The 24,917-nt window shown below is 35.4% G+C and carries 29 protein-coding genes; 11 read left to right on the top strand and 18 right to left on the bottom strand.

Translation table 11 applies throughout. The annotated features are described in order from the left end of the window. The first annotated feature begins 44 nt into the window (after window positions 1-44). Together Q5N69_RS14915 and Q5N69_RS14910 are read left to right on the top strand one after the other, a co-directional pair. Window positions 45-1,151, top strand: a complete 1,107-nt coding sequence (locus Q5N69_RS14915; protein WP_304369913.1) for a succinylglutamate desuccinylase/aspartoacylase family protein — start codon at window positions 45-47, stop codon at window positions 1,149-1,151. Window positions 1,152-1,210: 59 nt separating this feature from the next. Next, window positions 1,211-2,107, top strand: a complete 897-nt coding sequence (locus tag Q5N69_RS14910) for a DMT family transporter (protein WP_304369882.1) — start codon at window positions 1,211-1,213, stop codon at window positions 2,105-2,107. 77 nt (window positions 2,108-2,184) lie between these two features. Here Q5N69_RS14910 and yjgA read toward each other — a convergent pair whose 3' ends face one another. Further along, complete coding sequence (yjgA, locus tag Q5N69_RS14905) at window positions 2,185-2,703, bottom strand: ribosome biogenesis factor YjgA (protein ID WP_304369912.1); 519 nt, start codon at window positions 2,701-2,703, stop codon at window positions 2,185-2,187. Window positions 2,704-2,828: 125 nt separating this feature from the next. On the opposite strand from yjgA, the gene pmbA reads away from it, so the two are divergent. Next, the gene (gene pmbA / locus Q5N69_RS14900; protein WP_304369881.1) at window positions 2,829-4,184 is read left to right on the top strand and encodes a metalloprotease PmbA; all 1,356 of its coding nucleotides are present in this window, start codon (window positions 2,829-2,831) and stop codon (window positions 4,182-4,184) included. Window positions 4,185-4,308: 124 nt separating this feature from the next. On the opposite strand, the gene mgtE is transcribed toward pmbA, so the two are convergent. The 12 genes from mgtE to Q5N69_RS14840 form a co-directional block, all read right to left on the bottom strand. After that, window positions 4,309-5,667 (bottom strand): magnesium transporter, encoded by a 1,359-nt coding sequence (mgtE, locus tag Q5N69_RS14895; RefSeq protein WP_304369880.1) that lies wholly within the window; start codon window positions 5,665-5,667, stop codon window positions 4,309-4,311. Window positions 5,668-5,976: 309 nt separating this feature from the next. Further along, window positions 5,977-6,252 (bottom strand): HPr family phosphocarrier protein, encoded by a 276-nt coding sequence (locus tag Q5N69_RS14890; protein ID WP_304369879.1) that lies wholly within the window; start codon window positions 6,250-6,252, stop codon window positions 5,977-5,979. A 14-nt stretch (window positions 6,253-6,266) separates the two neighbouring features. Then, complete coding sequence (gene rapZ, locus Q5N69_RS14885; protein ID WP_304369878.1) at window positions 6,267-7,121, bottom strand: RNase adapter RapZ; 855 nt, start codon at window positions 7,119-7,121, stop codon at window positions 6,267-6,269. 39 nt (window positions 7,122-7,160) lie between these two features. After that, complete coding sequence (gene ptsN, locus Q5N69_RS14880; RefSeq protein ID WP_304369877.1) at window positions 7,161-7,613, bottom strand: PTS IIA-like nitrogen regulatory protein PtsN; 453 nt, start codon at window positions 7,611-7,613, stop codon at window positions 7,161-7,163. Between the two features lie 33 nt (window positions 7,614-7,646). Then, window positions 7,647-7,934 carry a ribosome hibernation promoting factor gene (hpf, locus tag Q5N69_RS14875; protein WP_304369876.1) on the bottom strand — a complete coding sequence of 96 codons (288 nt, stop codon included), beginning with the start codon at window positions 7,932-7,934 and terminating at the stop codon, window positions 7,647-7,649. 33 nt (window positions 7,935-7,967) lie between these two features. Next, window positions 7,968-9,479: an RNA polymerase factor sigma-54 gene (locus tag Q5N69_RS14870; RefSeq protein WP_304369875.1), complete on the bottom strand. Its 1,512-nt coding sequence runs from the start codon at window positions 9,477-9,479 to the stop codon at window positions 7,968-7,970. 54 nt (window positions 9,480-9,533) lie between these two features. Further along, window positions 9,534-10,265 (bottom strand): LPS export ABC transporter ATP-binding protein, encoded by a 732-nt coding sequence (gene lptB / locus Q5N69_RS14865; protein ID WP_304369874.1) that lies wholly within the window; start codon window positions 10,263-10,265, stop codon window positions 9,534-9,536. 3 nt (window positions 10,266-10,268) lie between these two features. After that, complete coding sequence (gene lptA / locus Q5N69_RS14860) at window positions 10,269-10,814, bottom strand: lipopolysaccharide transport periplasmic protein LptA (RefSeq protein ID WP_304369873.1); 546 nt, start codon at window positions 10,812-10,814, stop codon at window positions 10,269-10,271. Continuing rightward, window positions 10,780-11,346: an LPS export ABC transporter periplasmic protein LptC gene (lptC, locus tag Q5N69_RS14855; RefSeq protein ID WP_304369872.1), complete on the bottom strand. Its 567-nt coding sequence runs from the start codon at window positions 11,344-11,346 to the stop codon at window positions 10,780-10,782. Before lptC ends, lptA begins: the two co-directional genes overlap by 35 nt. Further along, complete coding sequence (kdsC, locus tag Q5N69_RS14850) at window positions 11,343-11,888, bottom strand: 3-deoxy-manno-octulosonate-8-phosphatase KdsC (RefSeq protein ID WP_304369871.1); 546 nt, start codon at window positions 11,886-11,888, stop codon at window positions 11,343-11,345. The genes lptC and kdsC overlap by 4 nt, the downstream gene beginning before the upstream one ends. Continuing rightward, entirely contained in the window at window positions 11,889-12,851 is a 963-nt protein-coding gene (locus Q5N69_RS14845; RefSeq protein WP_304369870.1) for a KpsF/GutQ family sugar-phosphate isomerase, read from the bottom strand. 23 nt (window positions 12,852-12,874) lie between these two features. Then, window positions 12,875-13,849: a calcium/sodium antiporter gene (locus tag Q5N69_RS14840; protein ID WP_304369869.1), complete on the bottom strand. Its 975-nt coding sequence runs from the start codon at window positions 13,847-13,849 to the stop codon at window positions 12,875-12,877. Between the two features lie 314 nt (window positions 13,850-14,163). On the opposite strand from Q5N69_RS14840, the gene Q5N69_RS14835 reads away from it, so the two are divergent. Genes Q5N69_RS14835 through murA form a run of 7 tightly spaced genes read left to right on the top strand, consistent with a single transcriptional unit; the run spans window position 14,164 to window position 18,872 of the window. Beyond that, window positions 14,164-14,967 carry an ATP-binding cassette domain-containing protein gene (locus Q5N69_RS14835; RefSeq protein ID WP_304369868.1) on the top strand — a complete coding sequence of 268 codons (804 nt, stop codon included), beginning with the start codon at window positions 14,164-14,166 and terminating at the stop codon, window positions 14,965-14,967. Next, on the top strand, window positions 14,967-15,746 hold the full coding sequence (gene mlaE / locus Q5N69_RS14830) for a lipid asymmetry maintenance ABC transporter permease subunit MlaE (protein ID WP_304369911.1): 780 nt from the start codon (window positions 14,967-14,969) through the stop codon (window positions 15,744-15,746). Before Q5N69_RS14835 ends, mlaE begins: the two co-directional genes overlap by 1 nt. 43 nt (window positions 15,747-15,789) lie before the next feature. Beyond that, on the top strand, window positions 15,790-16,260 hold the full coding sequence (gene mlaD / locus Q5N69_RS14825; protein ID WP_304369867.1) for an outer membrane lipid asymmetry maintenance protein MlaD: 471 nt from the start codon (window positions 15,790-15,792) through the stop codon (window positions 16,258-16,260). A 26-nt stretch (window positions 16,261-16,286) separates the two neighbouring features. Further along, window positions 16,287-16,985, top strand: a complete 699-nt coding sequence (locus Q5N69_RS14820) for an ABC transporter substrate-binding protein (RefSeq protein ID WP_304369866.1) — start codon at window positions 16,287-16,289, stop codon at window positions 16,983-16,985. Further along, a complete protein-coding gene (locus tag Q5N69_RS14815) occupies window positions 16,985-17,284 on the top strand; it encodes a lipid asymmetry maintenance protein MlaB (RefSeq protein ID WP_304369864.1) in 300 nt (99 codons plus the stop codon). The genes Q5N69_RS14820 and Q5N69_RS14815 overlap by 1 nt, the downstream gene beginning before the upstream one ends. 47 nt (window positions 17,285-17,331) lie before the next feature. Next, entirely contained in the window at window positions 17,332-17,589 is a 258-nt protein-coding gene (locus tag Q5N69_RS14810) for a BolA family protein (protein WP_304369862.1), read from the top strand. Between the two features lie 23 nt (window positions 17,590-17,612). Continuing rightward, complete coding sequence (gene murA, locus Q5N69_RS14805; RefSeq protein WP_304369860.1) at window positions 17,613-18,872, top strand: UDP-N-acetylglucosamine 1-carboxyvinyltransferase; 1,260 nt, start codon at window positions 17,613-17,615, stop codon at window positions 18,870-18,872. Window positions 18,873-19,191: 319 nt separating this feature from the next. Here murA and Q5N69_RS14800 read toward each other — a convergent pair whose 3' ends face one another. From Q5N69_RS14800 to Q5N69_RS14790, 3 genes are all read right to left on the bottom strand, one after another. Further along, window positions 19,192-20,262 (bottom strand): trypsin-like peptidase domain-containing protein, encoded by a 1,071-nt coding sequence (locus Q5N69_RS14800; protein ID WP_304369858.1) that lies wholly within the window; start codon window positions 20,260-20,262, stop codon window positions 19,192-19,194. A 107-nt stretch (window positions 20,263-20,369) separates the two neighbouring features. Continuing rightward, entirely contained in the window at window positions 20,370-20,852 is a 483-nt protein-coding gene (locus tag Q5N69_RS14795; RefSeq protein WP_304369856.1) for a histidine phosphatase family protein, read from the bottom strand. Window positions 20,853-20,911: 59 nt separating this feature from the next. Further along, window positions 20,912-22,030, bottom strand: coding sequence for a fatty acid desaturase (locus Q5N69_RS14790; RefSeq protein WP_304369854.1), 1,119 nt, complete (start codon window positions 22,028-22,030; stop codon window positions 20,912-20,914). A gap of 150 nt (window positions 22,031-22,180) precedes the next feature. Here Q5N69_RS14790 and fabR point away from each other — a divergent pair, with 150 nt between their 5' ends. Further along, window positions 22,181-22,816 (top strand): HTH-type transcriptional repressor FabR, encoded by a 636-nt coding sequence (fabR, locus tag Q5N69_RS14785; RefSeq protein ID WP_304369852.1) that lies wholly within the window; start codon window positions 22,181-22,183, stop codon window positions 22,814-22,816. Here the strand turns inward: fabR and trmA are convergent. Together trmA and Q5N69_RS14775 are read right to left on the bottom strand one after the other, a co-directional pair. Further along, complete coding sequence (trmA, locus tag Q5N69_RS14780) at window positions 22,806-23,900, bottom strand: tRNA (uridine(54)-C5)-methyltransferase TrmA (RefSeq protein ID WP_304369851.1); 1,095 nt, start codon at window positions 23,898-23,900, stop codon at window positions 22,806-22,808. The genes fabR and trmA overlap by 11 nt on opposite strands. A 205-nt stretch (window positions 23,901-24,105) precedes the next feature. Further along, complete coding sequence (locus Q5N69_RS14775) at window positions 24,106-24,552, bottom strand: RNA-binding protein (protein WP_304369849.1); 447 nt, start codon at window positions 24,550-24,552, stop codon at window positions 24,106-24,108. Between the last annotated feature and the right edge of the window lie 365 nt (window positions 24,553-24,917).

Genomic DNA, 24,917 nt, shown 5'->3' with positions numbered 1-24,917 from the left:
TTACTTAAAACAGGTAGCAAGTGAATAAAATTTCTAAAGAAGTCATGCATGTAGGTGAAATGGCCAGTGGTGCACAATTAACGGTTCCAGTTTATCGGATTAAAGGTAATGCTCCCTCAGCACCTAGTGTTTATATTCAAGCCAATATGCATGGTGCAGAAGTTCAAGGTAATGCGGTTATATTTCAATTACTCGAAATATTAAAAGATTCGCAAGTTTATGGTGATATTACATTAGTTCCTTATGCTAACCCTGTAGGTTGTAACCATAAAAATGGTGAATATACTTTAGGACGATTTGATCCTATAACAGGAGTGAATTGGAATCGTATGTATTATTTTGATGAAAGCTTTATACCTGCTTTCGTTGAACAATACAAAAATGAAACATCTTCTGTTATTCAATCAGCATTTAAAAAACAACTTGTTCAAAGTATTGATAAAAAACTCGAAAATAGTGATTTTGGGCTAACAACAGGGCAGAGGATTGCTTACCAGTTGCAGCGATTAGCTCATCAAGCTGATATTGTTTTAGATTTACATACTGGCCCTATTTCAAGTAAGCATCTTTATTGTCCTGAATATGCTCAAAGCAGTGCATCATATTTTAATATTCCTCATACTATATTGATCCCTAATGTTTTTAGTGGAGCGTTAGATGAAGCAACTTTTTGTTCATGGTGGACATTGCAAGAGGTATTGAACTATGTGGGTAATGATTTTTCAATAAGTTCTGCTGAATGTGTAAAAGAAAGTTTTACTGTTGAGCTTGGCTCACAAGAACAAATTGACTTAGCTGAAGCTTATCAAGACGCATTGAGTATTTTGACCTACCTTCAACATAAAAATGTTATTGAAGAAAAACAATTAAAGCCTGAAGAATTAACACGTTATGCTTGTTATTTGAAAGATTACAAAGCATTTTATTCACCTATGGGCGGTATGGTTGATTACCTTGCCGAATTTGGAAAGCCTTTAGTTGCTGGAGAGCCTTTAGCTCAAATTCTTCGTATGGATAATTATGGAGACGGTGAACCTCTGCATCAAATCACTTTAGAATACGATGTTTTACCCATTCTTCATTTCGCTTCTGCTAGTGTTAACCAAGGTACTGAACTTTATAAAGTATTTACCCATTATTTTATTTTGTAAGTTAACTGATAAACCTAAGGTCTATTTATGATTACGGAACAAAAAATGACTATTTCATTATGATTTTTGCTTTAACAGTACTCTCTTTAATTGCTTTTGCAGCCAATTCAATCTTGTGCAGAATTGCATTAGGTCAGCATTATATCGATCCTGCGGGTTTTACTATTATTAGACTGTTATCGGGAAGTATGGCTCTTTACTTTATTTTGGTCTTTCATCAATACCGTAAAAAACCAAATGCTAATAATTCACCAGAAAAATTAGATCAAAGTTTATCTGCATCTAAAGGAAGTTGGTTAGGCAGTGCTTTATTGTTTGCTTATGCTCTGTCTTTTTCTTATGCCTATGGTTATTTAGATACAGGTACTGGAGCACTTATATTGTTTGGCTCTGTGCAAATTTGTTTGATTTTGTCAGCATTAATCGCAAAGCAAAAGTTGTTGATAAGTGAATGGTTAGGTTTAGGCTTAGCCTGTATTGGGTTTGTTTATCTTATTTATCCTGAATTAACAACACCGTCTTTAATTGGATTTATTTTAATGATGGTTTCAGGTGTGGCATGGGCTGGATATACTTTAGTTGGTAAACGTTCTAAAGCACCATTAATAGATACTTGCTATAACTTCTTTAGAACTACACCACTTGTTGTTATTTTATTACTATTAACGCTTTCTACTACCGAATATTCTTACGATGGAATTTTACTGGCAGTATTATCGGGCGCTATTATGTCTGGTGTTGGTTATGCTATTTGGTATGTTGCGTTAACAGGCTTAACAACAACTAAAGCTGCTGTTGTACAACTTTTAGTTCCGGTTATAGCAACTATTGGTGGTGTTATATTTATGAATGAAGCGATGACTACACGTTTACAAATATCAACACTTATGGTGTTAGGTGGAATAGCACTTGTTTTATTAAGTAAGCAGTTTTTCGTTAAATCGAAGGCGATTTAGTCGAGCCATCGCTATGAGTGGTTAGCTCCAATAACGATTAAATTTGATCGTTATTGGATTAATTTGATATGTATAAATTAAAATACAATATGGCTTTTTAAGTAATTAAATAATTCTTTAAAATACTTTGCTGGTTTTTCTGCTTTTGCTTCTTTTGATGCTTGGCGTACTAATTGGCGCAGCTTTTGTCTTTCCATCGCTGGATTTTCAGCAAGTAATGATTCTATTGTTTCATTACCACCTTCAATCAACTCATCTCTTAGTGATTCCAACTTAGTATGTTTAACTGATTCTTGCTGATGTTTATTCGCCATTACATCTAAAGCTTGGTTTATTGGCTCTAGATCCGTTTCAGAGAGTATTTTCGCTATATGACGAATGTGTCTGCGTAATGCCTCATGCTTATTTAGAATTTTGTCCGCCAAAACCATGGCGTCTTTTAACTCATCAGTTAAAGGAAGACGACTACGTTGATGTTTAGACATTTCTACAATCTTTTGTCCAAAATCTTGTAATCTGTGCATTTCACGTTTTATTTCAGATTTACTTTTTAAATCTTCATCTAATTCGTCGATATCGTTAGCAGACTGGGGCATAATGTTTAGTAATATAATTGAAATTAGCAATAGTATACTACACCTCTGCAATCCAAAAATAGTAGATAGCCTTATTTGTTAGTATTTCATCAATCATTAAATGCATTAGAGACATAAATTCCATCATGACAGAATCAAACGGCATTATTAACCAACTTGAACAAGTAAAAGATCGCGTAGCCAAAGTACTTGAATTAGCAGAAACCTTAGGTGTTGATTCTGCTGAAGTTGCAATGAGTAAACAACAAGGTTTAAGTGTTGGCACTCGCATGGGCGAAGTTGAAACGGTTGAATTTACTAATGATGGCGCTTTAGGACTTACTGTTTATATAGAAGGTCGTAAAGGCAGTGCATCAACTGCTGATCTTTCTGAAGCCGCATTACATCAAGCCGTACAAGCGGCTATTAATATTGCTAAATATACCTCTGTAGATGACTGCTCTGGTTTGGCTGATAAATCGCTACTTGCGATGGAGCCTGAAGACTTAGATTTATACCACCATAAAGCAATCAATACTGATGAAGCAATTGAAATTGCTAAAGCATGTGAAGATAGCGCGTTAGCCTTTGATAAACGTATTACCAATTCTGATGGTGCAAGCTTAGATACTTTTGAAGGTTTTAAAGTTTATGGTAATACTCACGGTCAACTTGTTGGATATCCAAGTAGTCGTCATAGCTTAAGTTGTGTAGTTATAGCCGGTGAAGGTGATGACATGCAGCGTGATTATGCTTATACCGTAAGCAGAAAATTTGATTTATTAGATGCGCCAGCTATTGTTGGTGCTGAAGCTGCCAGAGAAACGCTATCACGTTTAAACCCACAAAAATTACCTACAGGTAAAGTACCTGTTATGTTTAAAGCGGATATAGCTAATACTATTTTTGGGCATTTTATTGCAGCAATCAGTGGTGGTAATTTATATAGAAAATCGTCTTTTTTATTAGACTCTATTGGCAAACCTGTTTTTCCAGAGTTTTTGAATATTAGCGAACGTCCACATATTAAAGGTGCGTTAGCAAGTAGCGCATTTGATAGTGAAGGTGTACGAACACTAGACAGAGAAATTATTACGGCAGGTTGTTTAGAAACATATTTATTAACAAGCTATTCAGCAAGAAAGTTAGGTCTACAAACAACGGGTCATGCCGGTGGTATTCATAATTGGATATTAAACGCTGAAGGTGAAGGTCGAGGCGGTAGTTTTGATAATATGCTTAAGAAGTTAGGCACGGGCTTTTTAGTAACAGAGTTAATGGGCCAAGGCGTTAATGTTGTAAATGGTGATTACTCGCGCGGTGCAGCTGGTTTTTGGGTTGAGAACGGTGAGATCGCATTTCCTGTTTCAGAAGTGACTATTGCCGGTAATTTGCAAGATATGTTTAATGGCTTAGTAGCTGTTGGTGACGATGTTGATATGCGAGGCAGTATTAGAACCGGTTCGTTATTAATGAATGAAATGCAAGTTGCGGGTAATTAAGATAATTTTGGATTTGAGTTGAACTTAGTTGAGGTTTAACTTAAGTTTTTCACAATTTAACGAGAAACATACTAAAAAATAAAGCGTGAACACTACCAAGTGAACACGCTTTTTTTGTTTATGGCTAAGTAAGTAATAGGGTCGCCGTACCTAAAAAGGCAAATATGCCTACAACATCGGTTACGGTTGTTAATATAACACTACCAGCTAATGCGGGATCAATATTCATTCGTTTAAGCAACAAGGGTACTGAAACCCCTGCAAGACCAGCCGCGGTCATATTCATTAACATAGCAAAGGCAATAACCAATCCGAGTGTAAAATCTTGTTTCCATACAGCAACGACTGTAGCGATTAATAAAGCCCAAATAATACCGTTTAGAAAGCCAATAGCTAATTCTTTAAGTAATAATGTTTTAGAGTTACTGTCGCCTACATGTCCAAGCGCCATACCACGAATTACAAGTGTTAAGGTTTGATTGCCTGCTACACCACCCATACTTGGTACCAGTGAATTCAATACAGCTAAAATAGCTAACTGGGCTAATATGCCTTCAAACATACTGGTGACTGCTACGGCTAATAAAGCTGTAATTAAATTAACTCCTAACCAAACTGAGCGTTGTTGAGTACTTTTTAAAACGGGGGCGAAAGTATCGGCTTCGTCATCTAAACCCGCCATACTCATCATGGAATGTTCGGCTTCTTCACGAATAATATCAATCACATCATCTATAGTGATACGACCTAAAAGATGACCTTTTTCGTCGATAACGGGTGCAGAAAACCAGTCATATCTTTCAAATAGTTGGGCAACTTCAGTTTCTGGCATTGTAACGTTAACCGCTTCAATTTCGTCGTTAACTAAAGTTAATATAATAACATCTGGTTTTGCGGTAATAATAACGGATAAAGATACCGAACCAATAAATTTGTTATGTCGGTCCACAACATAAAATGAATCGGTAGATTCAGGTAATTTACCTTTTAAACGTAAGTACCTTAATACCACATCAACTGACACGTCTGGGCGTATAGTGATGGTATCTGTGTTCATGATACCGCCAGCCGTGTCTTCTTCATAAGATAAGGCTTTTTCTACTCGACTTCTGTCTTGCGAGTCCATCGAGCTTAATACGTTTTGATAGGCACTATCAGGAAGTGTTCTTAATACCTCTGCAACATCATCTACGTCCATACCTTCTGCAAGTGCAGCAAGTTTTTCAGGACGCATACTTTTAAGTATACCTTTACGTACTTCTTCGTTTAGTTCTTCAAGTACATCACCATGGTTATCGTTATCGATAAGCTGCCATAAAATGGCACGTGTTTTTGGTGGAGATGATTCTAGAATAAGAGCTAAATCATAGGCTGGCATTTTCTGGAGTAGTTTTCGAACATGCACAAACATACCACTGCTAAGCGCGGCATTAACTTCGAGGAGTCTTTGTTGATTGTATTCTTGTTCTACTATTTCTGCCATAAACCCTCATGTACAAATTAGGTGGGTTACATTTACTCCTAATTGAATTCAGTTGAAGTAATACCAAACAGATTGATTTATCGCCCTTCGGGAGCTCAATAAATTAATCCGTTTGGTATAAAGTCTTCGATTGTCGATTTTGTACTATTTATATGAAATTAATATTAAACGGCACATTCTATCGGTATCGGATATGACTGTATTAGGAGGTACTGAGATTAATGATTCTATCTTAACTCTATTGTTTTATCAGCTTTTTTCTTTCTGTAATACTATTTGGATTGAGACGATAACGTTTAATAATCGCTTTTATTCTTCTTCATCAAATTTGTCTGAGAATAACTGACAAACACTCTCAATGGCTGCTTCAGCATCAGCGCCCTGGGTTACAACAGTGACGCTTTTTCCTTGGCTGCCAGCGAGTAACATTAGCCCCATAATACTGCTAGCATCAGCTGAGTTATCGTCTAACGATACAGTAACTGAAGCATCAAACTTTTGGCATAATTGAGCTAGTTTAGTTGCAGCTCTTGCGTGTAAACCAAGTTTATTGGTGATGATGAGTGTTTTTTCGCATGTCGTCATGTTGTTTTCTTATCTTAAGTACTTGATATGGTGATATCTCGATGACGAGATTGCACATCTTCACGTTCTTTTCTTAAATTATTAGCTAGCAATTCGGCAATATATACTGAGCGATGTTTACCTCCAGTACAACCAATTGCTATGGTCACATAACTACGGTTATTACGTTCTAAATGAGGTAACCATGTCATCATAAAGCTATTAATTTGCCAAATAAATTTAGTCACTATAGGCTGACTCGAAAGAAAGTCTTTAACAGGCTGATCTAATCCGGTGTAGGTTTTTAACTCTTTATCCCAAAATGGATTGGGTAAAAATCTAGCGTCAAATACATAGTCAGCATCTTGTGGTACGCCATGCTTAAAACCAAAAGATTCAAATACTACTACCATAGAGCCTGACTTTTTACCTAGAATTCGTTCTCTAACTAAATCTGCAAGCTGATGAGGAGACAGTTGGCTGGTATTAATATAAAGCCCAGTTCGTGTTGAAATAGGTTCTAATAACTTTTTCTCTAAGGCAATCGCTTGATCAAGTGCTATATTTTTTTTGATTAAGGGGTGTAATCTTCTTGTTTCACTGAATCGTCTAATAAGATCACTGTCGTCAGCATCAAGATATAATATATTTAAGTCTACGGTATTAGGTAGATAATCTAATATTTCAGAAACATCTTGAGGATTGTTTGGTAAATTACGGACATCAATACTTACAGCAACATTTTCGTAATCGTTGATCACGGTATGAGTTAATGCGGGAAGTAAATTTACTGGTATATTATCAACACAGTAATAGCCTAAATCTTCTAATACTCTTAATGCTACTGACTTTCCTGAACCTGAGCGTCCACTGACGATAATTAACTTCATTGAGCTGTTCGGTCCTTTTTTATAATAGGAAGGTTATTCTTATGCATTTTGTTGAATAATATTGAATAATTCTTCATTACTTTGACATTTTCTAACTTGTTTTGCTATTTGCTTATCACCGAATAATTTGGCGATACTTTGTAAGGTGGTTAAATGTTCCTTACAGGCATCTTCGGGTACAAAAAGAGCAATAAAAATATCGACAGGTTTATTGTCTATCGCGTCAAAATCAATAGGTGTTTCTGTAGTCACAACAACAGCAACTACAGACTTTGCATTTGCAAGTCGTCCGTGAGGGATAGCAATGCCATTACCTATTCCGGTTGAGCCTAGCTTTTCTCTAGAAACTAAACTCTCTAATAACTCGTATGGGCTATGCTCAACAATCTTGTCGGATGCTATGGTGCAAATTTGGTCTAAAATTCTTTTTTTGCTAGAACCAGAAATTGCACAAGATGTGCAATCTGGTAATAAGATGTCTTGCAAAGTCATAATTACTTCTAAAGCCTAGTTTATTCTACAGAGTTAATGGGATGCTGTTTTGCCTTTGTGCTTTAATATTTGACGGTCTAATTTGTCAATTAAGGCGTCTATCGAAGCGTACATATCTTGGTTATCTGCCGTTGCGTGAACTTCTGCACCTTTCAAATGCACAGTCGCTTCAGCTATTTGGTTAATCTTCTCAACTGTTAATACAACATGCACATTATTAATTTGATCAAAATGTCGTTCTAACCTTACAAATTTCGTATTAACATATTCGCGTAAAGAGTGAGTGATATCTACATGGTGGCCGGTTAGGTTTATTTGCATAAGTTAACGTCCTCTTTTAGTCATATTAGAAAATTATATTAAGCTCTTACGTTGATTCGATGGTGGTATTGATAATGACTCTCTATATTTAGCAACAGTTCGACGTGCGACTTTAATCCCTTGTTCTGCAAGAATTTCAGCCATTTTATTATCACTTAATGGTTTGGCTGGAATTTCTGCGGCAACAAGTTTTTTAATCAATTCTCTTATTGCTGTAGAAGAACAGTCTCCGCCATTATCGGTACTTACATGGCTTGAGAAAAAGTACTTAAGTTCAAATATGCCTCGTGGCGTATGCATATACTTTTGTGTGGTTACACGAGAAATAGTTGATTCATGCATATCGACTGCTTCAGCAATATCATTTAATACCATAGGTCGCATAGATTCTGGACCATGTTCAAAGAATCCTTGCTGGCGCTGTACTATACAATTAGACACTTTTAATAATGTTTCGTTCCTACTTTCTAAGCTTTTAATAAACCACTTAGCTTCTTGTAAATTAGAACGAATATATTGAGTATCATTTGATGATTTCATTGAGCGACTCATGGACGCATATTGCTGATTCACAGAAAGTTTAGGTGCTGTATCTGGATTTAGTTCAACGACCCAACGACCATTTTTCTTTTCAACAGAAACATCAGGGATCACGTATTGTTCTTCACTTTTAACAACACTGTCACCAGGGCGAGGATCTAATGATTGAATCAGGCGTAATACTTCGCGTAATTGATCTTCTTTTAAACGCGTTTTACGCATTAATTGTCGGTAATCTCTATTACCTAATAAATCGATATGATCTTTGACAACTTGTTTACTTTCTTTAAGCCAAGGCGTTGCAGTATCAAATTGATTAAGTTGTATAAGTAAACAATCTGAAACAGAGCGTGCGCCAACACCTATAGGATCAAAAACATTGATACGTTTAAGTACGGCTTGAACTTCGTCTAATTCAAGATCTTCAATACCTACGCAGTCGAGAATATCTTCACAAGAAACTGTTAGGTATCCTGATTCATCTATGGCTTCAATTATTGCTATTGCGATAGTTTTATCGGTGTCACTAAAAGGAGTTAGTTCCATTTGCCATAACAAATGATCTTGGAGTGAATCTTTGGTTTCACCTTGGTAAGTGTAGTCTTCAGAAGGAGAGCTTATACTACCTGTGTTAGAAATACCTGCGCTGTAACTTTCATCCCAAGTTGTATCTATATTAAGTTCTTCAGGAATGTCAGTATTACTCATCGCTTCAGTTGTTGATATTTCATCAATAGAAGGAGTCGAGTCTTCGGAACCATCAGTACTGTTTTTATCAGTTTCATTTTTTGCATTAGCAGAAAATGCATCTTCTAGATTATTAACAGAACTATCCTGAGAATTTGAAGAACTCTCATCAACTTCAAGCAGCGGGTTATTCTCCAAGGCTTCTTGAATTTCTTGTTGTAAATCTAACGTTGATAGTTGCAGCAATTTTATTGCTTGTTGCAACTGAGGTGTCATCGTTAGATGTTGTCCTATACGGAGTTGTAAAGAAGGGCGCATCTACGTATTCTTTATCCTATTAATCATATAAACATTATTGACGATTATTAATCACTATAGCGTAAATTGTTCGCCAAGGTATACATCTCTTACCTGTTGATTTGAAAGTATCTCATCTGCATTACCTTCAGCGATTAATTCACCATGACTTACAATATAAGCATGTTCACATACATCAAGTGTTTCACGAACATTATGATCGGTAATGAGTATGCCAATGCCTCGTTCTTTTAAATGAAGAATAATCTTCTTGATGTCACCCACAGAGATTGGGTCAACACCGGCAAAAGGTTCATCTAACAATATAAATTTAGGATCAGCAGCTAATGCTCGTGCAATTTCTACTCTACGACGCTCACCACCTGATAAACTCATGCCTAAATTGTCTTTTATATGGCCTATGTTGAACTCTTCCAATAAGTGTTCTAACTTTGTTTCACGCTCAACTTCATTTAAGGCTTTTTGTGTTTGTAAAATTGCCATTATGTTGTCGTATACGCTTAATTTTCTAAAAATTGAAGCTTCTTGAGGAAGATAGCCTATGCCTTTTCTGGCGCGTTCATGCATAGGTAGCAAGGTAACATCTTCATCATTTAAAACAATTGAGCCTTCATCATTTGGTACAAGGCCAACAATCATATAAAAAGAGGTTGTTTTACCTGCGCCATTAGGTCCAAGCAATCCAACAATTTGACCTGCATTTACTGTTAGGCCAACATTTTTTACTACTTTGCGGCTTTTGTATGATTTAGCCAAACCTTTTGCAATTAAAGTTGAGGTTGTCATGCTTTATTGGATTTCCTCAGCAGTTGCTTTGTTTGTTTTTTCTTTAGCTTTAGGTTGAATAACGGTTTTAACTTTGTCATTTTCATTACTTTCAGCATTCACATATTCTGTTTCAGCGTTATAAGTAATTTTACTACCACTTACTTCACTACCATCTTGTCTTAATAATGCATTACCTGAAATAACAACAGTATTTAAAGAGGGTTCGTATCTAATTTCGTTAGCTTGTAAGTTAATGGGTTTACCATCGTCAAGGGTTTGCTCAAAGGTTGCTGGTTTGCCTTTTGCAATATAAGTTTTTTCACCCGTGTTTACATCAGTGATCACTTGTACTAAATCAGCTTTAATGATCAAAGTACCTTGTTTAATCACTACATTGTCGATATAGCTAAAAATTTTATTTTTTAAATCAGCAGATTGTTTACTCGCATCTATACTTAGCTCTTGATTTAAATCGAGCTTTTTAGCTAAAGCTGTTGAGCTAGCTAATGACGATAGTACGAGAACTAATAAGCTATTTTTGAGTTTTTTGGTAAATTGTTTGTACATGTTCAGTTAGTGTCATCTTTTTAGTGTTTATATCAACAATTAATCCAGAACCGTACACGGTAAAGCCATTACCTATTATAACGATGGCTTGTTCTGAGCTAATAGTGTTTGTATTTAAGTCTAATTCAATCGATTTTCCATGAATTTGTTGTATTAAGCTATCAGGATCCGTAGATTCTAATTTAACTCTATTTTTTAAGCTCACTCGATTGTTTTTAAACAGTGTGCCTTCTTTTGAGCTAACTTTCCATGGAACATCTTTATTTTCTGGGTATAAGGTTAAACTTGGAAATTCAAAGTGAGTTACTTCTATACCAGAATAATGTTCCATTCTTTGCGCATCAATAATATGAGAAAGAGCGCCTGTTTCATTAAACGTGTTACTTTTTAGCGACTCCGCAATGAAATCAGGTGCTAGCTCTGTATCTATTGTTTCTACTATTTGCTTTTTAGATTGCTTCCATTCAATTAATCCGTAAGCAATACAAGCTATTAATAAGGCAACAAAAGCTATGCTGTAAAGCCTATTCATATACTAGCGCCGGTTGCATTAGCTAAAGTATTTTGAGTTTGCATTATTAAATCGCAAACTTCACGAACAGCTCCAAAACCGCCACGAGTAAAAGTTGTATAATCTGCTAATTTTAATATTTGTGGGTGCGCATCGTTTACAGCAATACTTAATCCAATATACGCCATGCATTCATAATCAGGCATATCATCGCCAATATAAGCTACTTGCTCGGGTTCTAGGTTTAACGTGTTTAATATATTTTTTAATGCTGGGAGTTTGTTTTCTTCTCCTTGAACAATATGTTTAACATTGAGGGCTGTCATTCTGGTTTGAACTATATTTGATTGCCGACCCGTAATAACAGCAACATCAACGCCACTTGCGCCCAATGCTTTTATCCCATAACCATCTTTGGTGTGAAAGGCTTTTAATTCTTCGCCATCATTACCTAAATAAATTCGACCATCGGAAAATACGCCGTCGATATCACATATAAAAAGTTTTATGTTTTTAGCTTTGTTTAGAACTTCTGTCGAAACATTTCCATAAAGTGTATTCATTTAAATGATCCCTGATTTTAGAAGTACATGCATATTCATTGCGCCAATTGGGGTGTTGTTTTCGTCTACAATAATAAGACCATTAATCTTTTTGTCTTCCATTATTTTTAGTGCTTCGGCTGCTAACATGTCGGCTGATGCTACTGTAGGTTTTTCTGTCATTACGCTGGTAATATCATCCTGATGAATATCTATTTTTTGGTCTAGTATTCGGCGCAAATCGCCATCAGTGAATAAGCCAACCAGTTTATTGTTATTAACAATAGCAGTCATGCCTAAGCCCTTTAAGGACATCTCAACTAATGCATCTTTAATTTTTGCAGTGCTTTGCACGACTGGAACGCGCTCATCAGTGTGCATAACATCAGAAAGTCTGAGTAATAGACGTTTACCTAAACTGCCACCAGGGTGCGACAAAGCAAAATCGTCAGCTGTAAAACCTCGGGCGTTAAGTAAAGCAACGGCTAATGCGTCGCCCATAACTAAAGTTGCAGTGGTACTTGATGTAGGCGTTAAGCCTAATGGGCAAGCTTCTTTAGAAACCTTAATACATATATGTGTATCAGAGATACTGGCTAAATTGGAGTTATTGTTACCTGTCATTGCAATTAACTTGCTACCAATTCGCTTTATCACTGGCATAATTGAAAGCACTTCTTCAGTTTCACCTGAATTAGAGATGGCTAGTACCACATCATCTTGGGTGATCATACCTAAGTCACCATGGCTGGCTTCTCCGGGATGTACAAAAAACGCTGGTGTACCTGTGCTTGCCAAGGTCGCTGCTATTTTTCCACCAATATGACCAGACTTTCCCATGCCAATTACAATAACTCGTCCGGTACAATTAAACATTAATTGGCACGCTAATTCGAAGTCGTCGTTTATATACTGTTTAATTTCTTCAATGGCTTGTTGTTCAATATTAATAACATTGAGGGCAAGCTGCTTAAATTGTTTCATGAGATTGTCTCGTTAATCTAATTTTATTGAGAAAAAAGTAATATTTGATAACCAAAGAAAATAGCGAGTAATAATAAGCCCTTCAGTCTAGTTATTCTGAAGCTACCGCGTTTTCTACTGAAACAAAGAACAAATAATAATAATGTGATACCCAACATAATTGGTGCATCTCGAGTTGCTGCATGGGTATCAATATCGCCCGGCGCTATAAGTCCTGTAAGCGATAACACGGCTAAAATATTAAATATATTTGAGCCAATAATATTACCTAGCGCTAAATCATCCTCTTTTTTAAGGATACTAGCAATACTCGCGGCAAGTTCAGGTAAGCTTGTACCTATTGCTACAATAGTTAAGCCGATTACTAAGTCACTAATACCAAAAGATTTAGCGATAAATTCAGCAGAGTCAATTAAATAGGATGCACTTACCGGCAGTAATATCATGCCAACAACTAACCAAATTACAGACATTCCCGTGCTAACTGGATCGGGTACGTCACTTTCTGCGCCTAATATCATTGGATCATCAACTGGCGCTGTTTTTGCTCTTTTTAAAGTAATAACAAGTAAGGTGATGATGTAAGCGAAAAAGCCAATAATTAGAATTAAGCCTTCGATAAAGCTGAAATTATAATCAGCAAGCATCCAATAGGCTAAAGCAGTAACAGCTAAAATAAGTGGGATTTCTCTTTTTATCGTACCGGAGGATACGGTGAGAGGCTGCATCAATGCTGTGATACCTAAAACCAAGGCGATGTTAGTGATGTTTGAACCAATAGCATTACCTATAGCTGTATTTGGATTACCTTGAAGAGAAGCAGTTGCGGCAACCATCATTTCAGGCGCTGAGGAGCCCATGGCAACAATAGTTAAGCCTATTATCATTGGAGAAATACCTAAATTTCTCGCAAGTGATGAGGCTCCAAATACGAACTTATCTGCGCTCCAAACGAGCACTACTAGAGCGACCAATAAAATTAAAACTTGTATAAACATTAACGACTCCCATCTGTTATGTAAATTGTCGCTGGTTGAAGAGAAAATAAAAAGAAATTTTATCGAATCAGCGATAAAAATTCCAATAATGCTTAATGATTAGCCAATTTTTAACCAAATGTGAAATAATGCATTGCTAACAAAAATAAGAAGTGTTGAAACACTCTGTAATAATCTTACAAATACTTACACTTCAACGAGGTTTTAAACGCCGCCTAAACATATTTAATCATTAATTTCTAATGAAGTATTTATTGCGCTGGGTTAGAATTCTCATGTACTTAAACTAATTAACTGTGATGCCCATTAATAATATGTCAGATAATCTTGTTGATATTAAAAATATGTCTTTTAGGCGCGATGAACGTGTTATCTATGATGATATTAGTTTATCTATCCCTCGAGGCAAAGTGACGGCCATTATGGGCCCAAGTGGTATAGGTAAAACAACATTACTCAGATTGATTGGCGGACAACTAAAACCGCAGTCTGGTAGTATCATGTTCAAAGGTCAAGATATTCCAAAACTCCCACGAAATGATCTTTATGAATTGCGTAAAAGTATGAGTATGCTTTTTCAAAGTGGTGCGTTATTTACCGATATGTCTGTTTACGACAATATCGCTTTTCCAATTAGAGAACATACAAATTTATCAGAACATCTCATCGAAAAAATAGTGCTAATGAAGTTAGAAGCTGTAGGTTTACGCGGTGCACGCCATCTTAATCCTAACGAGCTATCGGGAGGCATGGCAAGAAGGGCTGCTTTAGCTCGTGCCATTGCTTTGGATCCTGAATTAATACTCTTTGATGAACCTTTTGCAGGACAAGATCCTATATCGATGGGGGTTATTGTTAGATTGATTGGCGCTTTAAATGACGCACTCGGTTTAACTTCTGTAGTGGTTTCTCATGATGTACCTGAAGTAATGAGTATTGCTGATTATATTTACATTATTGCAGAGCAAAAAATTATTGGCCAAGGAACTCCGGAAGAAATAACCGCACAAACATCTCCTCTTGTTCAACAATTTATTAAAGGTGAGTCTGATGGTCCAGTACCATTTCACTATGCTGCTCCTCCTTATCGTGATGAATTAATTGGTAAGGAACAGTAATAATGAATATATTTCAATTACTTGGTCGTAAGGTAATTAATCGACTAATTGGTCTTGGCAAAGCAATTATTTTACTTTGTTCAGCTTTGGTTCATATTCCTAATGTTAAAAAGGGTACACCATTACTCATTAATCAACTTTATGCGGTTGGTGTTTTATCCTTAGTTATCGTTATGGTTTCTGGACTCTTCATTGGTATGGTGTTGGCTTTACAAGGTTACACAATATTGGTTGGATATGGTGCAGAAGCAAGCTTAGGACCTATGGTTGCTTTATCTCTATTAAGAGAGTTAGGACCTGTAGTAGCAGCACTTCTTTTTGCTGGTAGAGCAGGTTCTGCATTAACAGCAGAAATAGGTTTAATGAAAGCTACAGAACAGCTTTCTAGCATAGAAATGATGGCTATTGACCCTTTAAGAAGAGTTATAGCACCAAGATTTTGGGCCGGTTTTATTAGTTTACCTTTATTAGCTGCGATATTTTCAGCTGTGGGTATTCTCGGTGCTCATCTTGTTGGTGTTGATTGGCTTGGTGTTGATGGCGGAACTTTTTGGTCTGTTATGCAATCACAAGTAGATTTCAGTAAAGATATAATGAACGGCATTATAAAAAGTTTATGTTTTGCTTTTGTTGTAACTTGGATAGCTGTTTATAAAGGATATGAATGTGTACCTACTTCTGAAGGTATAGCTAAAGCAACAACAGAAACTGTAGTACAGTCGTCGTTATTAGTTTTAGCGTTAGATTTTGTATTAACCGCATTGATGTTTACTAATTAGTAAACATAACGAATTTACATTTTATTATTGGTTGGTGAAAGACATGTTGTCTAAAAAAATTGAAATAATGGTTGGGCTTTTTGCAGCTCTAGGTATTGCAGCTTTATTAATGTTGTCATTAAAAGTTGCAGATAGCGGTATTTCAGGTAGTGGGGAAACCTATCAACTTTATGCCAAGTTCGACAATATTGGTGGTTTAAAAGTTCGCTCACCGATTAAAGTAGGTGGCGTTTTGGTTGGTAGAGTAAGTAATATTTCTCTAGATGCTGAAGATTATACACCTGTTGTGACCTTAGATTTAGATGCACAATATAACAAGTTTTCTGAAGCGACTTCAGTTTCAATTTTAACTGCAGGTTTATTAGGCGAACAATACATAGGTTTATTACCCGGATTTATTGATGAATCTGTAGCAACATTAGAGCCAGGCGACTTTATCGAAGATACTAAGCCAGCATTAGTGTTAGAAGAGCTTATTGGGCAGTTTTTATTCGGCCAAGGAAGCGATGATTAACTCGAAAGAGTAAGAGTAGGTTTATTATGATTAAGAAATTTTTAACAGTATTACCACTATTTATTGCGACATCAGCTTTAGCTAATGATGTAAACACATCGGCTATACAATCGGTTACTATTTTTAATCAACCTGAAGCAAGTGAACGTGTTGATAAGAAGAATCCGTATTTGATGATCAGAAAAGTTGCTGAAAAAACATTTAAGCGCTTTTCTAATGAGCAGTCTGCAATTCAAGAAAATCCTAACTTGCTCAAGAATATAGTGAATGAAGAATTGATGCCGTATATTGATTATAAATATTCAGCATACAAAGTGATAGGTGCTCAAAATTTTAAGAGTACAACAGAAAAAGAACGCAAGGCTTTTGTACCTGTTTTTAGAGATTATCTAATTACTTCTTATGCACAAGTATTTACTTTGTATAAGCAACAAGAAGTAACTTTTGAACCAGCTAAAACGTTAAAAAATGAAAAGATCGTGTCTGTAAATACCTCGGTAATTGAACCTGGACGCGAACCTATTAATATTTCCTTTAGAGTGCGTAAGAATAAAAAAACAAACGATTGGAAAGCCTATGATATGGTGGCTGAAGGTGTGAGTTTGCTTGATAGTAAACAGGCTGAGTTATCTAGTATTATTCGTCAAAAAGGTTTACCTCACGTTACTGAAATGTTGATAGAAAAAAGCAGTAAAGATATTGTTTTTAAAGACGGAATTAATTAATGACAAGCGTAGATTGGACTTATGAGAATGATGTGGCTACTTTTCATGGAGAGCTTTCTGTTTTCACTATAGATACAGCTTTTGAGAAGAAAACGCTGCATTCATTTCATAATAAAAATGTTGTTATAGATTTAGCCGGTGTCAGCAAAATTGATACTGCAGGCCTTGCTTGGCTTTTATGCTTAGTTGAAGAGGCTAATAAAACAAAGTCAGAAATAAGTTTTCACAATATCCCGCCAGATTTGATAAAATTAGCAAAACTAAGCGCGGTTGATCTATTCCTTCCAACCAAAATTTAATAAAAATGTGATTCACAATAAAGTAATCACATAATAAAGGTAGCCCTGTGGAAAATTCAGATATAGAAAAATTAATAAATGATGCAGTTGAACTTGATGAACTTCATGTGAAATTTGACGGTTCTCAATGTAAAGTTATCGCAATTGCTGATTTTCTTGGTGACTTAAGCCGAGTAAAAAAACAACAAACAATCTATTCACCTTTGTCAGAAGCAATTAAAGAAGGTGCGATACACGCTGTAACTATAAAAACATTTACCACGACCGAATGGCAGCGTGAAAAAATGTTTAATCTCCCTCTATAAATTTAATATAAAAGAAGAAAATATTGGACGCATTTAAAATAAACGGTGGTAATCCACTACGCGGTGAAGTAACTATTTCCGGTGCAAAAAATGCAGCATTACCTATTTTAATGTCGGCATTGTTATCTAAAACACCTATCACCTTTCATAACGTTCCAAAATTGAACGATATCGAAACGACAATTAAATTACTTAATCAACTAGGTGCGAAAGCTAAATGGGTTAGTGATAACTCTATTATGATTGATGCTAGCACCATTGATCACTGTAAAGCGTCGTATGAATTAGTTAAGACAATGAGAGCGTCAATATTAGTACTAGGGCCTTTACTTGCTCGTTTTGGCCACGCTGAGGTGTCTCTTCCTGGTGGCTGTGCAATTGGTGCTAGACCTGTGAATCTTCATATTCATGGCTTAAAGTTGATGGGAGCCGATATTAATGTAGAAAACGGATACATTAATGCTAAAAATGAAGGGCAGCTTTCTGGTGCTACTATTTTTATGGACACCGTAAGTGTCACAGGTACTGAAAACTTGATGATGGCTGCAGCTCTAGGTGATGGAACAACAATTATTGAGAATGCAGCAAGAGAGCCTGAGATTGTAGATTTAGCTGATTGCTTAAACTCAATGGGCGCCAATGTGATGGGTGCTGGTACCGATACATTAACTATTGAAGGTGTGCCTGAATTAAAAGGCTCGTCATATTCAGTTATGCCTGATCGTATTGAAACCGGAACTTTTTTAGTTGCAGCAGCGGTAACTCAAGGTAAAGTTAAATGTTTAAATACAGATCCTAAAGCATTAGATGCCGTTCTTAGTAAACTTCAAGAAGCGGGCGCTGAGATTGAAACAGGAGAAGATTGGATAGAGTTGTCGATGAACAAAAGACCAACAGCAGTCAATATACGTACTGCTCCTCATCCAGCTTTCCCTACTGATATGCAAGCACAGTTTGTTACTCTAAACGCAATAGCAGAGGGTACAGCCACAACAACTGAAACCATATTTGAAAACCGTTTCATGCACGTTCCTGAACTACAAAGAATGGGCGCAAACATTTCATTAGAAGGAAACACAGCGATCAGCCGTGGAGTTGACACTTTAACAGGGGCGCAAGTTATGGCAACTGATTTAAGAGCTTCTGCAAGTTTAGTTATTGCTGGTTTGGTGGCGACTACTGAAACACAGGTAGATAGAATTTATCATATCGATCGTGGTTATCAACAAATCGAAGATAAATTAACAAAATTAGGCGCTGATATAAAACGTATAAGTGCTTAATCGGTTTGTTGATAAAGCTTTACTCAGATCTTAGAGTAAATTTGTAAGTTAACCTCAACTTGGGTTAAGCAAAGTGACTCAATAAGTTATTTTTAAGCCTAACATTGTTGCCTACATGGATGTAGGTATTTAGTTGTTAGGCATAAAGCTACCAGTATTGAGTAATTATATTACATGCAAAGTGCTCTGGTAGTTCTTTTAATCTATTGATAAATCATTCTGTTTATTGGTGTTGATAGATTCATTATCCCGAGTTGGACTAACCGTGATTATCAAAGGATAATGAGTTTGTGAACTCTTATCCTTTTTTATTAAACCTCTATTTAAACGTATCTACTTTCTCTTCAATCGTTACCGATATATTCATCAACTTCTTCTTACGAGATACATTAAAAACTAATGAGGTCCCTGGAATTGTTTCAGCAACGAGATCTAATGCCTGGGCAACAGAAGTAATTGGTGTATCTGATATTTTTAGAATGGTATCGCCAGGAAGAAGACCTGATTTCTGAGCTGGGCTATTAGGATCAATTGCTTCAATAGTTATTCCTATTTCACCCGCTCTAGTTGAGTTAGTTGAAACACCTAGCCAACCGCGAGTAACTCGACCTGTTGCTATGATTTTTTGCATAACCTTATGAGCAAGTTTATAAGGCACAGCAAAGAAAATACCTTGAATGTTATGCTTCTGGTCGATAAATTTGCGAGAATTGATACCTACTAATTCACCATTAGTATTAATTAGTGCACCACCAGAATTACCATCATTAATAGCGGCATCCATTTGTAAAAACTCTAAATAACTAGTGATACTTAGACCACCGCCATTACGACCTGTTGCACTTATAATACCTTGTGTGATGGTTTGCCCTAAATTAAGTGGGTTACCTATTGCTAAAACTACATCACCAGCACGAGAGATTAGCCCTTCGCGCTGTGGAATAACTGGGAGGTTGATAGCATTTACTTTTAATACAGCTAGATCAGTGTATATATCGAAGCCAATTAACTCAGCAGAAAGAGATTGCCCTGTTTGTAATAACACTATGATTGAATTGGCATTTTGAACAACATGATAATTCGTTAATATGTAACCAGCACTATCCATTATTACACCTGAACCTAAGCTAATACTGCTTGATGCTTTTCTCCCATATCCTTGAGATGTTTGAATTTCTTCAGAATAAATATTAACAACAGATGGTCCTGCATTTTGCACTGCCTTAGCATAAGACAATGGTTGAACAACTGGTTCTGGAGGATTGAAAAATTCAATACCTGAAAAGCTGCTATCTCTCAAATGTGGAAATAACAAAATTAGAGCAATAGCGATAACAACGCCATAGAAAGCAGAGTGGATAATATATTTTAAAGATGAGATAAATTTCAATGGATTATAGTCTAATTAGGCTTTTGTAAATCGTACCATAAAATACGCGAGACAATAAATAAATGAAATAAGCTATGGAGCTTAAAACACAACATTTTGGTTAAATGTTAACACTCTAAAGGTTGCTTTAAGGCCGTTACAATCTGATGCTCGTCGGTTATGGTGATTTGATACAAAATGGTATGTTTATTTTTTTCTGTTGTATTAATTTTATGATCACTTATAAATTCAACAAGAAATTCAATTGTTCCTTGGTCTGCAACAATTAACACATTTTTAGTTTCTTGCATTACCGTTACCGCTAAACTGTCTAATAGTTTCTCAGTAAATATTTTTACAGGTATTCCATTTCTTGTTGCCAAAGGATTAGCTGTTTCCATCGTACTTCGTTCAGTTGTACTATATATACGTTCAATTTCAGAATAACTTAATAATGTAGATAGTTGATGTGCTCTTAGGCGACCACAATTTGAAAGGCTTGGATTAATATTTTTGTGTTTTGTTTCGGCTTGAGTTGTTAAATAAATATGGTGGAAAGTATTAGCGGTACATTGAAAACTGAACATCAATAAAAAAAATAAATATTTCATTAATCTCTCTTTTGTACCGCTAACTATGATGAATATTAATATTAGCTAACGCTGAAGCTTTATGCCAACTCAGCTAGAAACATTTGCCAACTTTTTTGCTGAGTTGTTAAATGATTCTTTAGTTCTTTGTATTGTGTAAAAAGCTCTGAATCTTCAACATTTTTAATTAGGTTGTTTCTTCTGGCAGTTAGAATGTTTTTTCTCACTTCATAAAATGCATTAATTTTTAAAATCAGTGCATCATATTCGTGTTGTAAAGCTTCTAATAACTGATCACCATTTGGATGATATTTCAGTTTACGTTGGCTCTTTTGTAAAACCATTTTGATACGTGCTTTCTCAATTTTCTCTTGAGGTGTTTTTCTCAAGTTAGAAGTTAACCCCAAATATTCACCTGATTTTATCAACCATTTAGTAGGGTCAAAATCCCACCATCGGATACCATTTCTATAATCATTTTCAAAAATATGATGATAATTATGGTAACCCTCACCAAAAGTAAAAAATGCTAGAAAGCCATTATCACGAGCTGTGTTTTTATCAGTGTAAGTTTGCTTACCCCAGATATGAGCTAATGAATTAATAAAAAATGTAGTGTGATGGTTTAAAACTAAACGGAGAAAACCTACAAGTAAAATAGCATTCAAAATATCGCCATTAATAACACCAAATATAATAGGAATACCAAAATTAGTCACAAGAGATAAAAGTAAATAATTTTTGTGCTGCCACATAACAATCTTATCTTTTTGCAAATCTCTTACATTAGAATAATCAGAATATGTTTCAGGATTGTAGCGTCTTATCATCCAACCAATATGTGAATACCAAAAGCCTTTCTTCGCCGAATAAGGGTCAACATCATTGTTATCTACATGTTTATGGTGAACACGGTGGTCTGAAGACCAATGCAAAATACTATTTTGTAGTGCAAAGGCTCCGCCAATAGCGAAAATAAGTCTGAAGCTCCAATGAGCTTGATACGTTCTATGAGACCATAATCTATGATATCCCGCAGTAATAGACATTCCACAATAGATAAAGCATAAAAGTGCGAAAATAATTTCTGCAGAATCAAAGCCGTGTGTGAAAGCTCTGTAAGGCACTGCTATTGCAGCAACTAAAAAAGTAATAATGAAAACAAAAACATTTAACCAAATGATTGGTGGTTTATTCATGGATTTTTCCAAGCTATAGTAATAAGAATTCAGCGTACGCGTGTACACTATTTTTATTCATCACTGTACATACGTCAAGTGGAATATGTATATTAGAGCGTGTTAATAGTATTATAATTACAATTCTCTATATTTTTAGGTTATTTATCAATGAGTGGTATCCGCGCCCAACAAAAAGAAAAAACTCGTCGTCAGCTAATTGATGCTGCGTTAGGGCAGTTAAGTAGCGAGAAAAGCTTTTCCAGTTTAAGTTTAAGAGAAGTAGCAAAAGAAGCTGGATTAGCGCCAACTTCTTTTTATCGTCACTTCACTGATATGGATGAATTAGGATTAACTTTAGTCGATGAGGCAGGGTTAACGCTCAGACAACTAATGCGACAAGCACGGCAAAGAATAGAGAAAGGTGGTTCAGTTATTCAAATATCTGTAATTACTTTTATGGAGTTCATTGAGAACAACGGCAATATATTCAGATTACTATTACGAGAGCGTTCTGGTACTTCTCCTGCATTTAGGGCAGCGGTGAACCGCGAAATACGTTATTTTACTATGGAGTTATGTGATTACCTTCAACAAGTAAATAAGCTGGATGCTGAAGTTGCCTACTTACAAGCAAATGCTGCTGTTACTATTGTATTTAGTGCGGGATCTGATGCATTAGATATAGAAGCAAAAGATTATGAACAGTTAGCCAATAGAACTATTCAGCAGCTCCGCTTTATTGCTAAAGGTGCTACTGAATTTAATGGGAGAACAGAGTTATTAAAAATTAAAACTAAAGTTTAGTTAGAATTACACCTGTTTCAACATGATGGGTGTACGGGAATTGATCAAACAAAGCAAATTGCTCAATTTTATGTGTTTTAACTAAATGTGATAGGTTTTCATGCAAAGTATTCGGATTACACGAAATATAAATAATCTTGTTAAATCGACTCACTAACTCAATACTATCAGGATCTAAGCCGGCTCTAGGAGGATCAACTAACACAGTATCGTAATTATAAGCGGTTAAATCGAAACCTTCCAAACGTCTGAATTTACGTTCACCATTCATTGCTTGGCTGAATTCCTCACTCGACATTCTTACTATATGTATATTATCTAAATTGTTCTCTGCAATATTAACTTGAGCTGACTTTACTGAAGATTTAGAAATCTCAGTACCTAAAACACGATCAAAGTTTTGAGCCAAAGCAATACTAAAGTTACCATTACCGCAATATAATTCAATCAAATCACCATGAGAATTTAACGTTGCTTCCTGAGCCCAAAGTAACATCTTCTCATTAACAGAAGCATTTGGTTGAGTGAAACTATTTTCAACTTGATGGTATATATATGATTGCTTACCAACCGTTAACTTTTCCATTAAATAATCTTTATGCAAGATCACTTTTTGTTTTCTAGCACGCCCAATAATATTGATTGGTGCAATAGAAGATAATCTATCAATTAATTGCTCTGCTTCTATTTCCCACTTATCACATAACTGTTTGTGATAGAGCAGGCTAATTAGAATCTCACCGCTTTTACTCGATAAGAAATCAACCTGGAACAAGCGTTGCCTCAATAACTCGTTATCTTTAATTTCAATTAATAGTTGCGACATACACTGATTAATAAGTTGAGAGGCTACAGGGAAGTATTCAACCTTATATTTCTCTTTCGTTTCACTATTAAACATTATGTAATAAAGATCATCACCTTCGTGCCAGATCCTAAACTCAGCTCTATAACGATAATTGATTGGCTCAGATTCAAAAACATCTAAGGTTGGTAGGTCATAATTAGAAAATAAATGTGCAATGTCATTCTTTTTATCCTCTAACTGCTGAGAATAATTACTGGGATTTATATGACTAAACATGACATACCTTAATACTGATTTTAAAATGAGGGCAGATTTTAGCGCGAGTAACTATTTTGTCTAGTGTTAAATGGATAAACAATAAGAATGATGTGTGAAGATAAAAGAGAAGTTAAATAAAAAATAGAAAGATTAAATAGATTAGATAATGGTTTAACAGAAGGGAATACGCCTACACAATAAATACTGTGTAGGCGAAATATAATTATTCTGCTTCAGAATCTTTTTCTGGACGTTCTTTAGCTTCTCTAACTTTTAAAGTTCGTTGTTGGAATTCTTGATCATTTAATGCTTCTACTGCTTTATCTGTGTCACTAGCTGACATTTCAACAAAACCAAAGCCACGTCTCTTACCCGTATGTTTATCTTTCATTAAACGAACTGAATGAACTTGACCAACAGTAGAAAATAATTCTCTAACAGCAGCTTCATTTGCTCTATATGGAAGGTTACCTACATAAAGTGTTTTAACATCATCTGAAACAACACTTTCAGATGTACCATCAAAACTTATTAAAGGACTAACTAAAGCAATAATGAAAATAGCGATAGCAACTGTTGTTTGGGTAGGTTCAATTAAACTAAAAACAAAGAACGCTAAACCAGAAAAAACTAATGCAGTAATTACTGTTGATATTTGAGGGGATTTCATAATGAATACCTAATTATTATTTTTAAAATTTATAAAATGCAATTCCATGTTACCCAGCTTTTTTTAATGTGCAACTATATAGTGGTATTTTTATTCAATTAAATTAAATACGTATATAAAAGCAAACCGTTATAAACAAAAGATCGGGTGTTAATGTAAGAAAAACAATCAAAGTGTATATTAAAGGAGCAAACAAACAAAAAATCAAAGAAAATATGAAATAAAGCTTGCTTGGATCAAAAAGATCGTTAGAATGCGCTCCACTTCTTAAGGGGAACCAAGAGAAGGTAAGTATAGGAAATACTTAGTTCACTTCATATGGAAAGCCAAGTGAAAGTTTTGAAAGGTTTAGTTAAGCATTTATG

Source organism: Pseudocolwellia sp. AS88 (assembly GCF_030551755.1).
GTDB lineage: Bacteria > Pseudomonadota > Gammaproteobacteria > Enterobacterales > Alteromonadaceae > Pseudocolwellia.
Note: the sequence above shows the minus strand (reverse complement) of the source record. Positions and strands in the feature narration are given on the sequence as shown.

Bases quoted from the DNA above. Each gene is read 5' to 3' on its own strand.
- mgtE (WP_304369880.1), bottom strand. From the start codon at position 5,667: ATGGCAGAAATAGTAGAACAAGAATACAATCAACAAAGACTCCTCGAA.
- kdsC (WP_304369871.1), bottom strand. From the start codon at position 11,888: ATGAATACACTTTATGGAAATGTTTCGACAGAAGTTCTAAACAAAGCT.
- Q5N69_RS14840 (WP_304369869.1), bottom strand. From the start codon at position 13,849: ATGTTTATACAAGTTTTAATTTTATTGGTCGCTCTAGTAGTGCTCGTT.
- Q5N69_RS14845 (WP_304369870.1), bottom strand. From the start codon at position 12,851: ATGAAACAATTTAAGCAGCTTGCCCTCAATGTTATTAATATTGAACAA.
- Q5N69_RS14910 (WP_304369882.1), top strand. From the start codon at position 1,211: ATGATTTTTGCTTTAACAGTACTCTCTTTAATTGCTTTTGCAGCCAAT.
- hpf (WP_304369876.1), bottom strand. From the start codon at position 7,934: ATGCAAATAAACCTAACCGGCCACCATGTAGATATCACTCACTCTTTA.
- yjgA (WP_304369912.1), bottom strand. From the start codon at position 2,703: ATGCCCCAGTCTGCTAACGATATCGACGAATTAGATGAAGATTTAAAA.
- pmbA (WP_304369881.1), top strand. From the start codon at position 2,829: ATGACAGAATCAAACGGCATTATTAACCAACTTGAACAAGTAAAAGAT.
- Q5N69_RS14835 (WP_304369868.1), top strand. From the start codon at position 14,164: ATGTCAGATAATCTTGTTGATATTAAAAATATGTCTTTTAGGCGCGAT.
- Q5N69_RS14890 (WP_304369879.1), bottom strand. From the start codon at position 6,252: ATGACGACATGCGAAAAAACACTCATCATCACCAATAAACTTGGTTTA.
- rapZ (WP_304369878.1), bottom strand. From the start codon at position 7,121: ATGAAGTTAATTATCGTCAGTGGACGCTCAGGTTCAGGAAAGTCAGTA.
- Q5N69_RS14870 (WP_304369875.1), bottom strand. From the start codon at position 9,479: ATGCGCCCTTCTTTACAACTCCGTATAGGACAACATCTAACGATGACA.
- Q5N69_RS14820 (WP_304369866.1), top strand. From the start codon at position 16,287: ATGATTAAGAAATTTTTAACAGTATTACCACTATTTATTGCGACATCA.
- Q5N69_RS14790 (WP_304369854.1), bottom strand. From the start codon at position 22,030: ATGAATAAACCACCAATCATTTGGTTAAATGTTTTTGTTTTCATTATT.
- fabR (WP_304369852.1), top strand. From the start codon at position 22,181: ATGAGTGGTATCCGCGCCCAACAAAAAGAAAAAACTCGTCGTCAGCTA.
- Q5N69_RS14915 (WP_304369913.1), top strand. From the start codon at position 45: ATGCATGTAGGTGAAATGGCCAGTGGTGCACAATTAACGGTTCCAGTT.
- ptsN (WP_304369877.1), bottom strand. From the start codon at position 7,613: ATGACTTTGCAAGACATCTTATTACCAGATTGCACATCTTGTGCAATT.
- Q5N69_RS14775 (WP_304369849.1), bottom strand. From the start codon at position 24,552: ATGAAATCCCCTCAAATATCAACAGTAATTACTGCATTAGTTTTTTCT.
- lptB (WP_304369874.1), bottom strand. From the start codon at position 10,265: ATGACAACCTCAACTTTAATTGCAAAAGGTTTGGCTAAATCATACAAA.
- lptC (WP_304369872.1), bottom strand. From the start codon at position 11,346: ATGAATAGGCTTTACAGCATAGCTTTTGTTGCCTTATTAATAGCTTGT.
- lptA (WP_304369873.1), bottom strand. From the start codon at position 10,814: ATGTACAAACAATTTACCAAAAAACTCAAAAATAGCTTATTAGTTCTC.
- Q5N69_RS14795 (WP_304369856.1), bottom strand. From the start codon at position 20,852: ATGAAATATTTATTTTTTTTATTGATGTTCAGTTTTCAATGTACCGCT.
- trmA (WP_304369851.1), bottom strand. From the start codon at position 23,900: ATGTTTAGTCATATAAATCCCAGTAATTATTCTCAGCAGTTAGAGGAT.
- Q5N69_RS14815 (WP_304369864.1), top strand. From the start codon at position 16,985: ATGACAAGCGTAGATTGGACTTATGAGAATGATGTGGCTACTTTTCAT.
- mlaD (WP_304369867.1), top strand. From the start codon at position 15,790: ATGTTGTCTAAAAAAATTGAAATAATGGTTGGGCTTTTTGCAGCTCTA.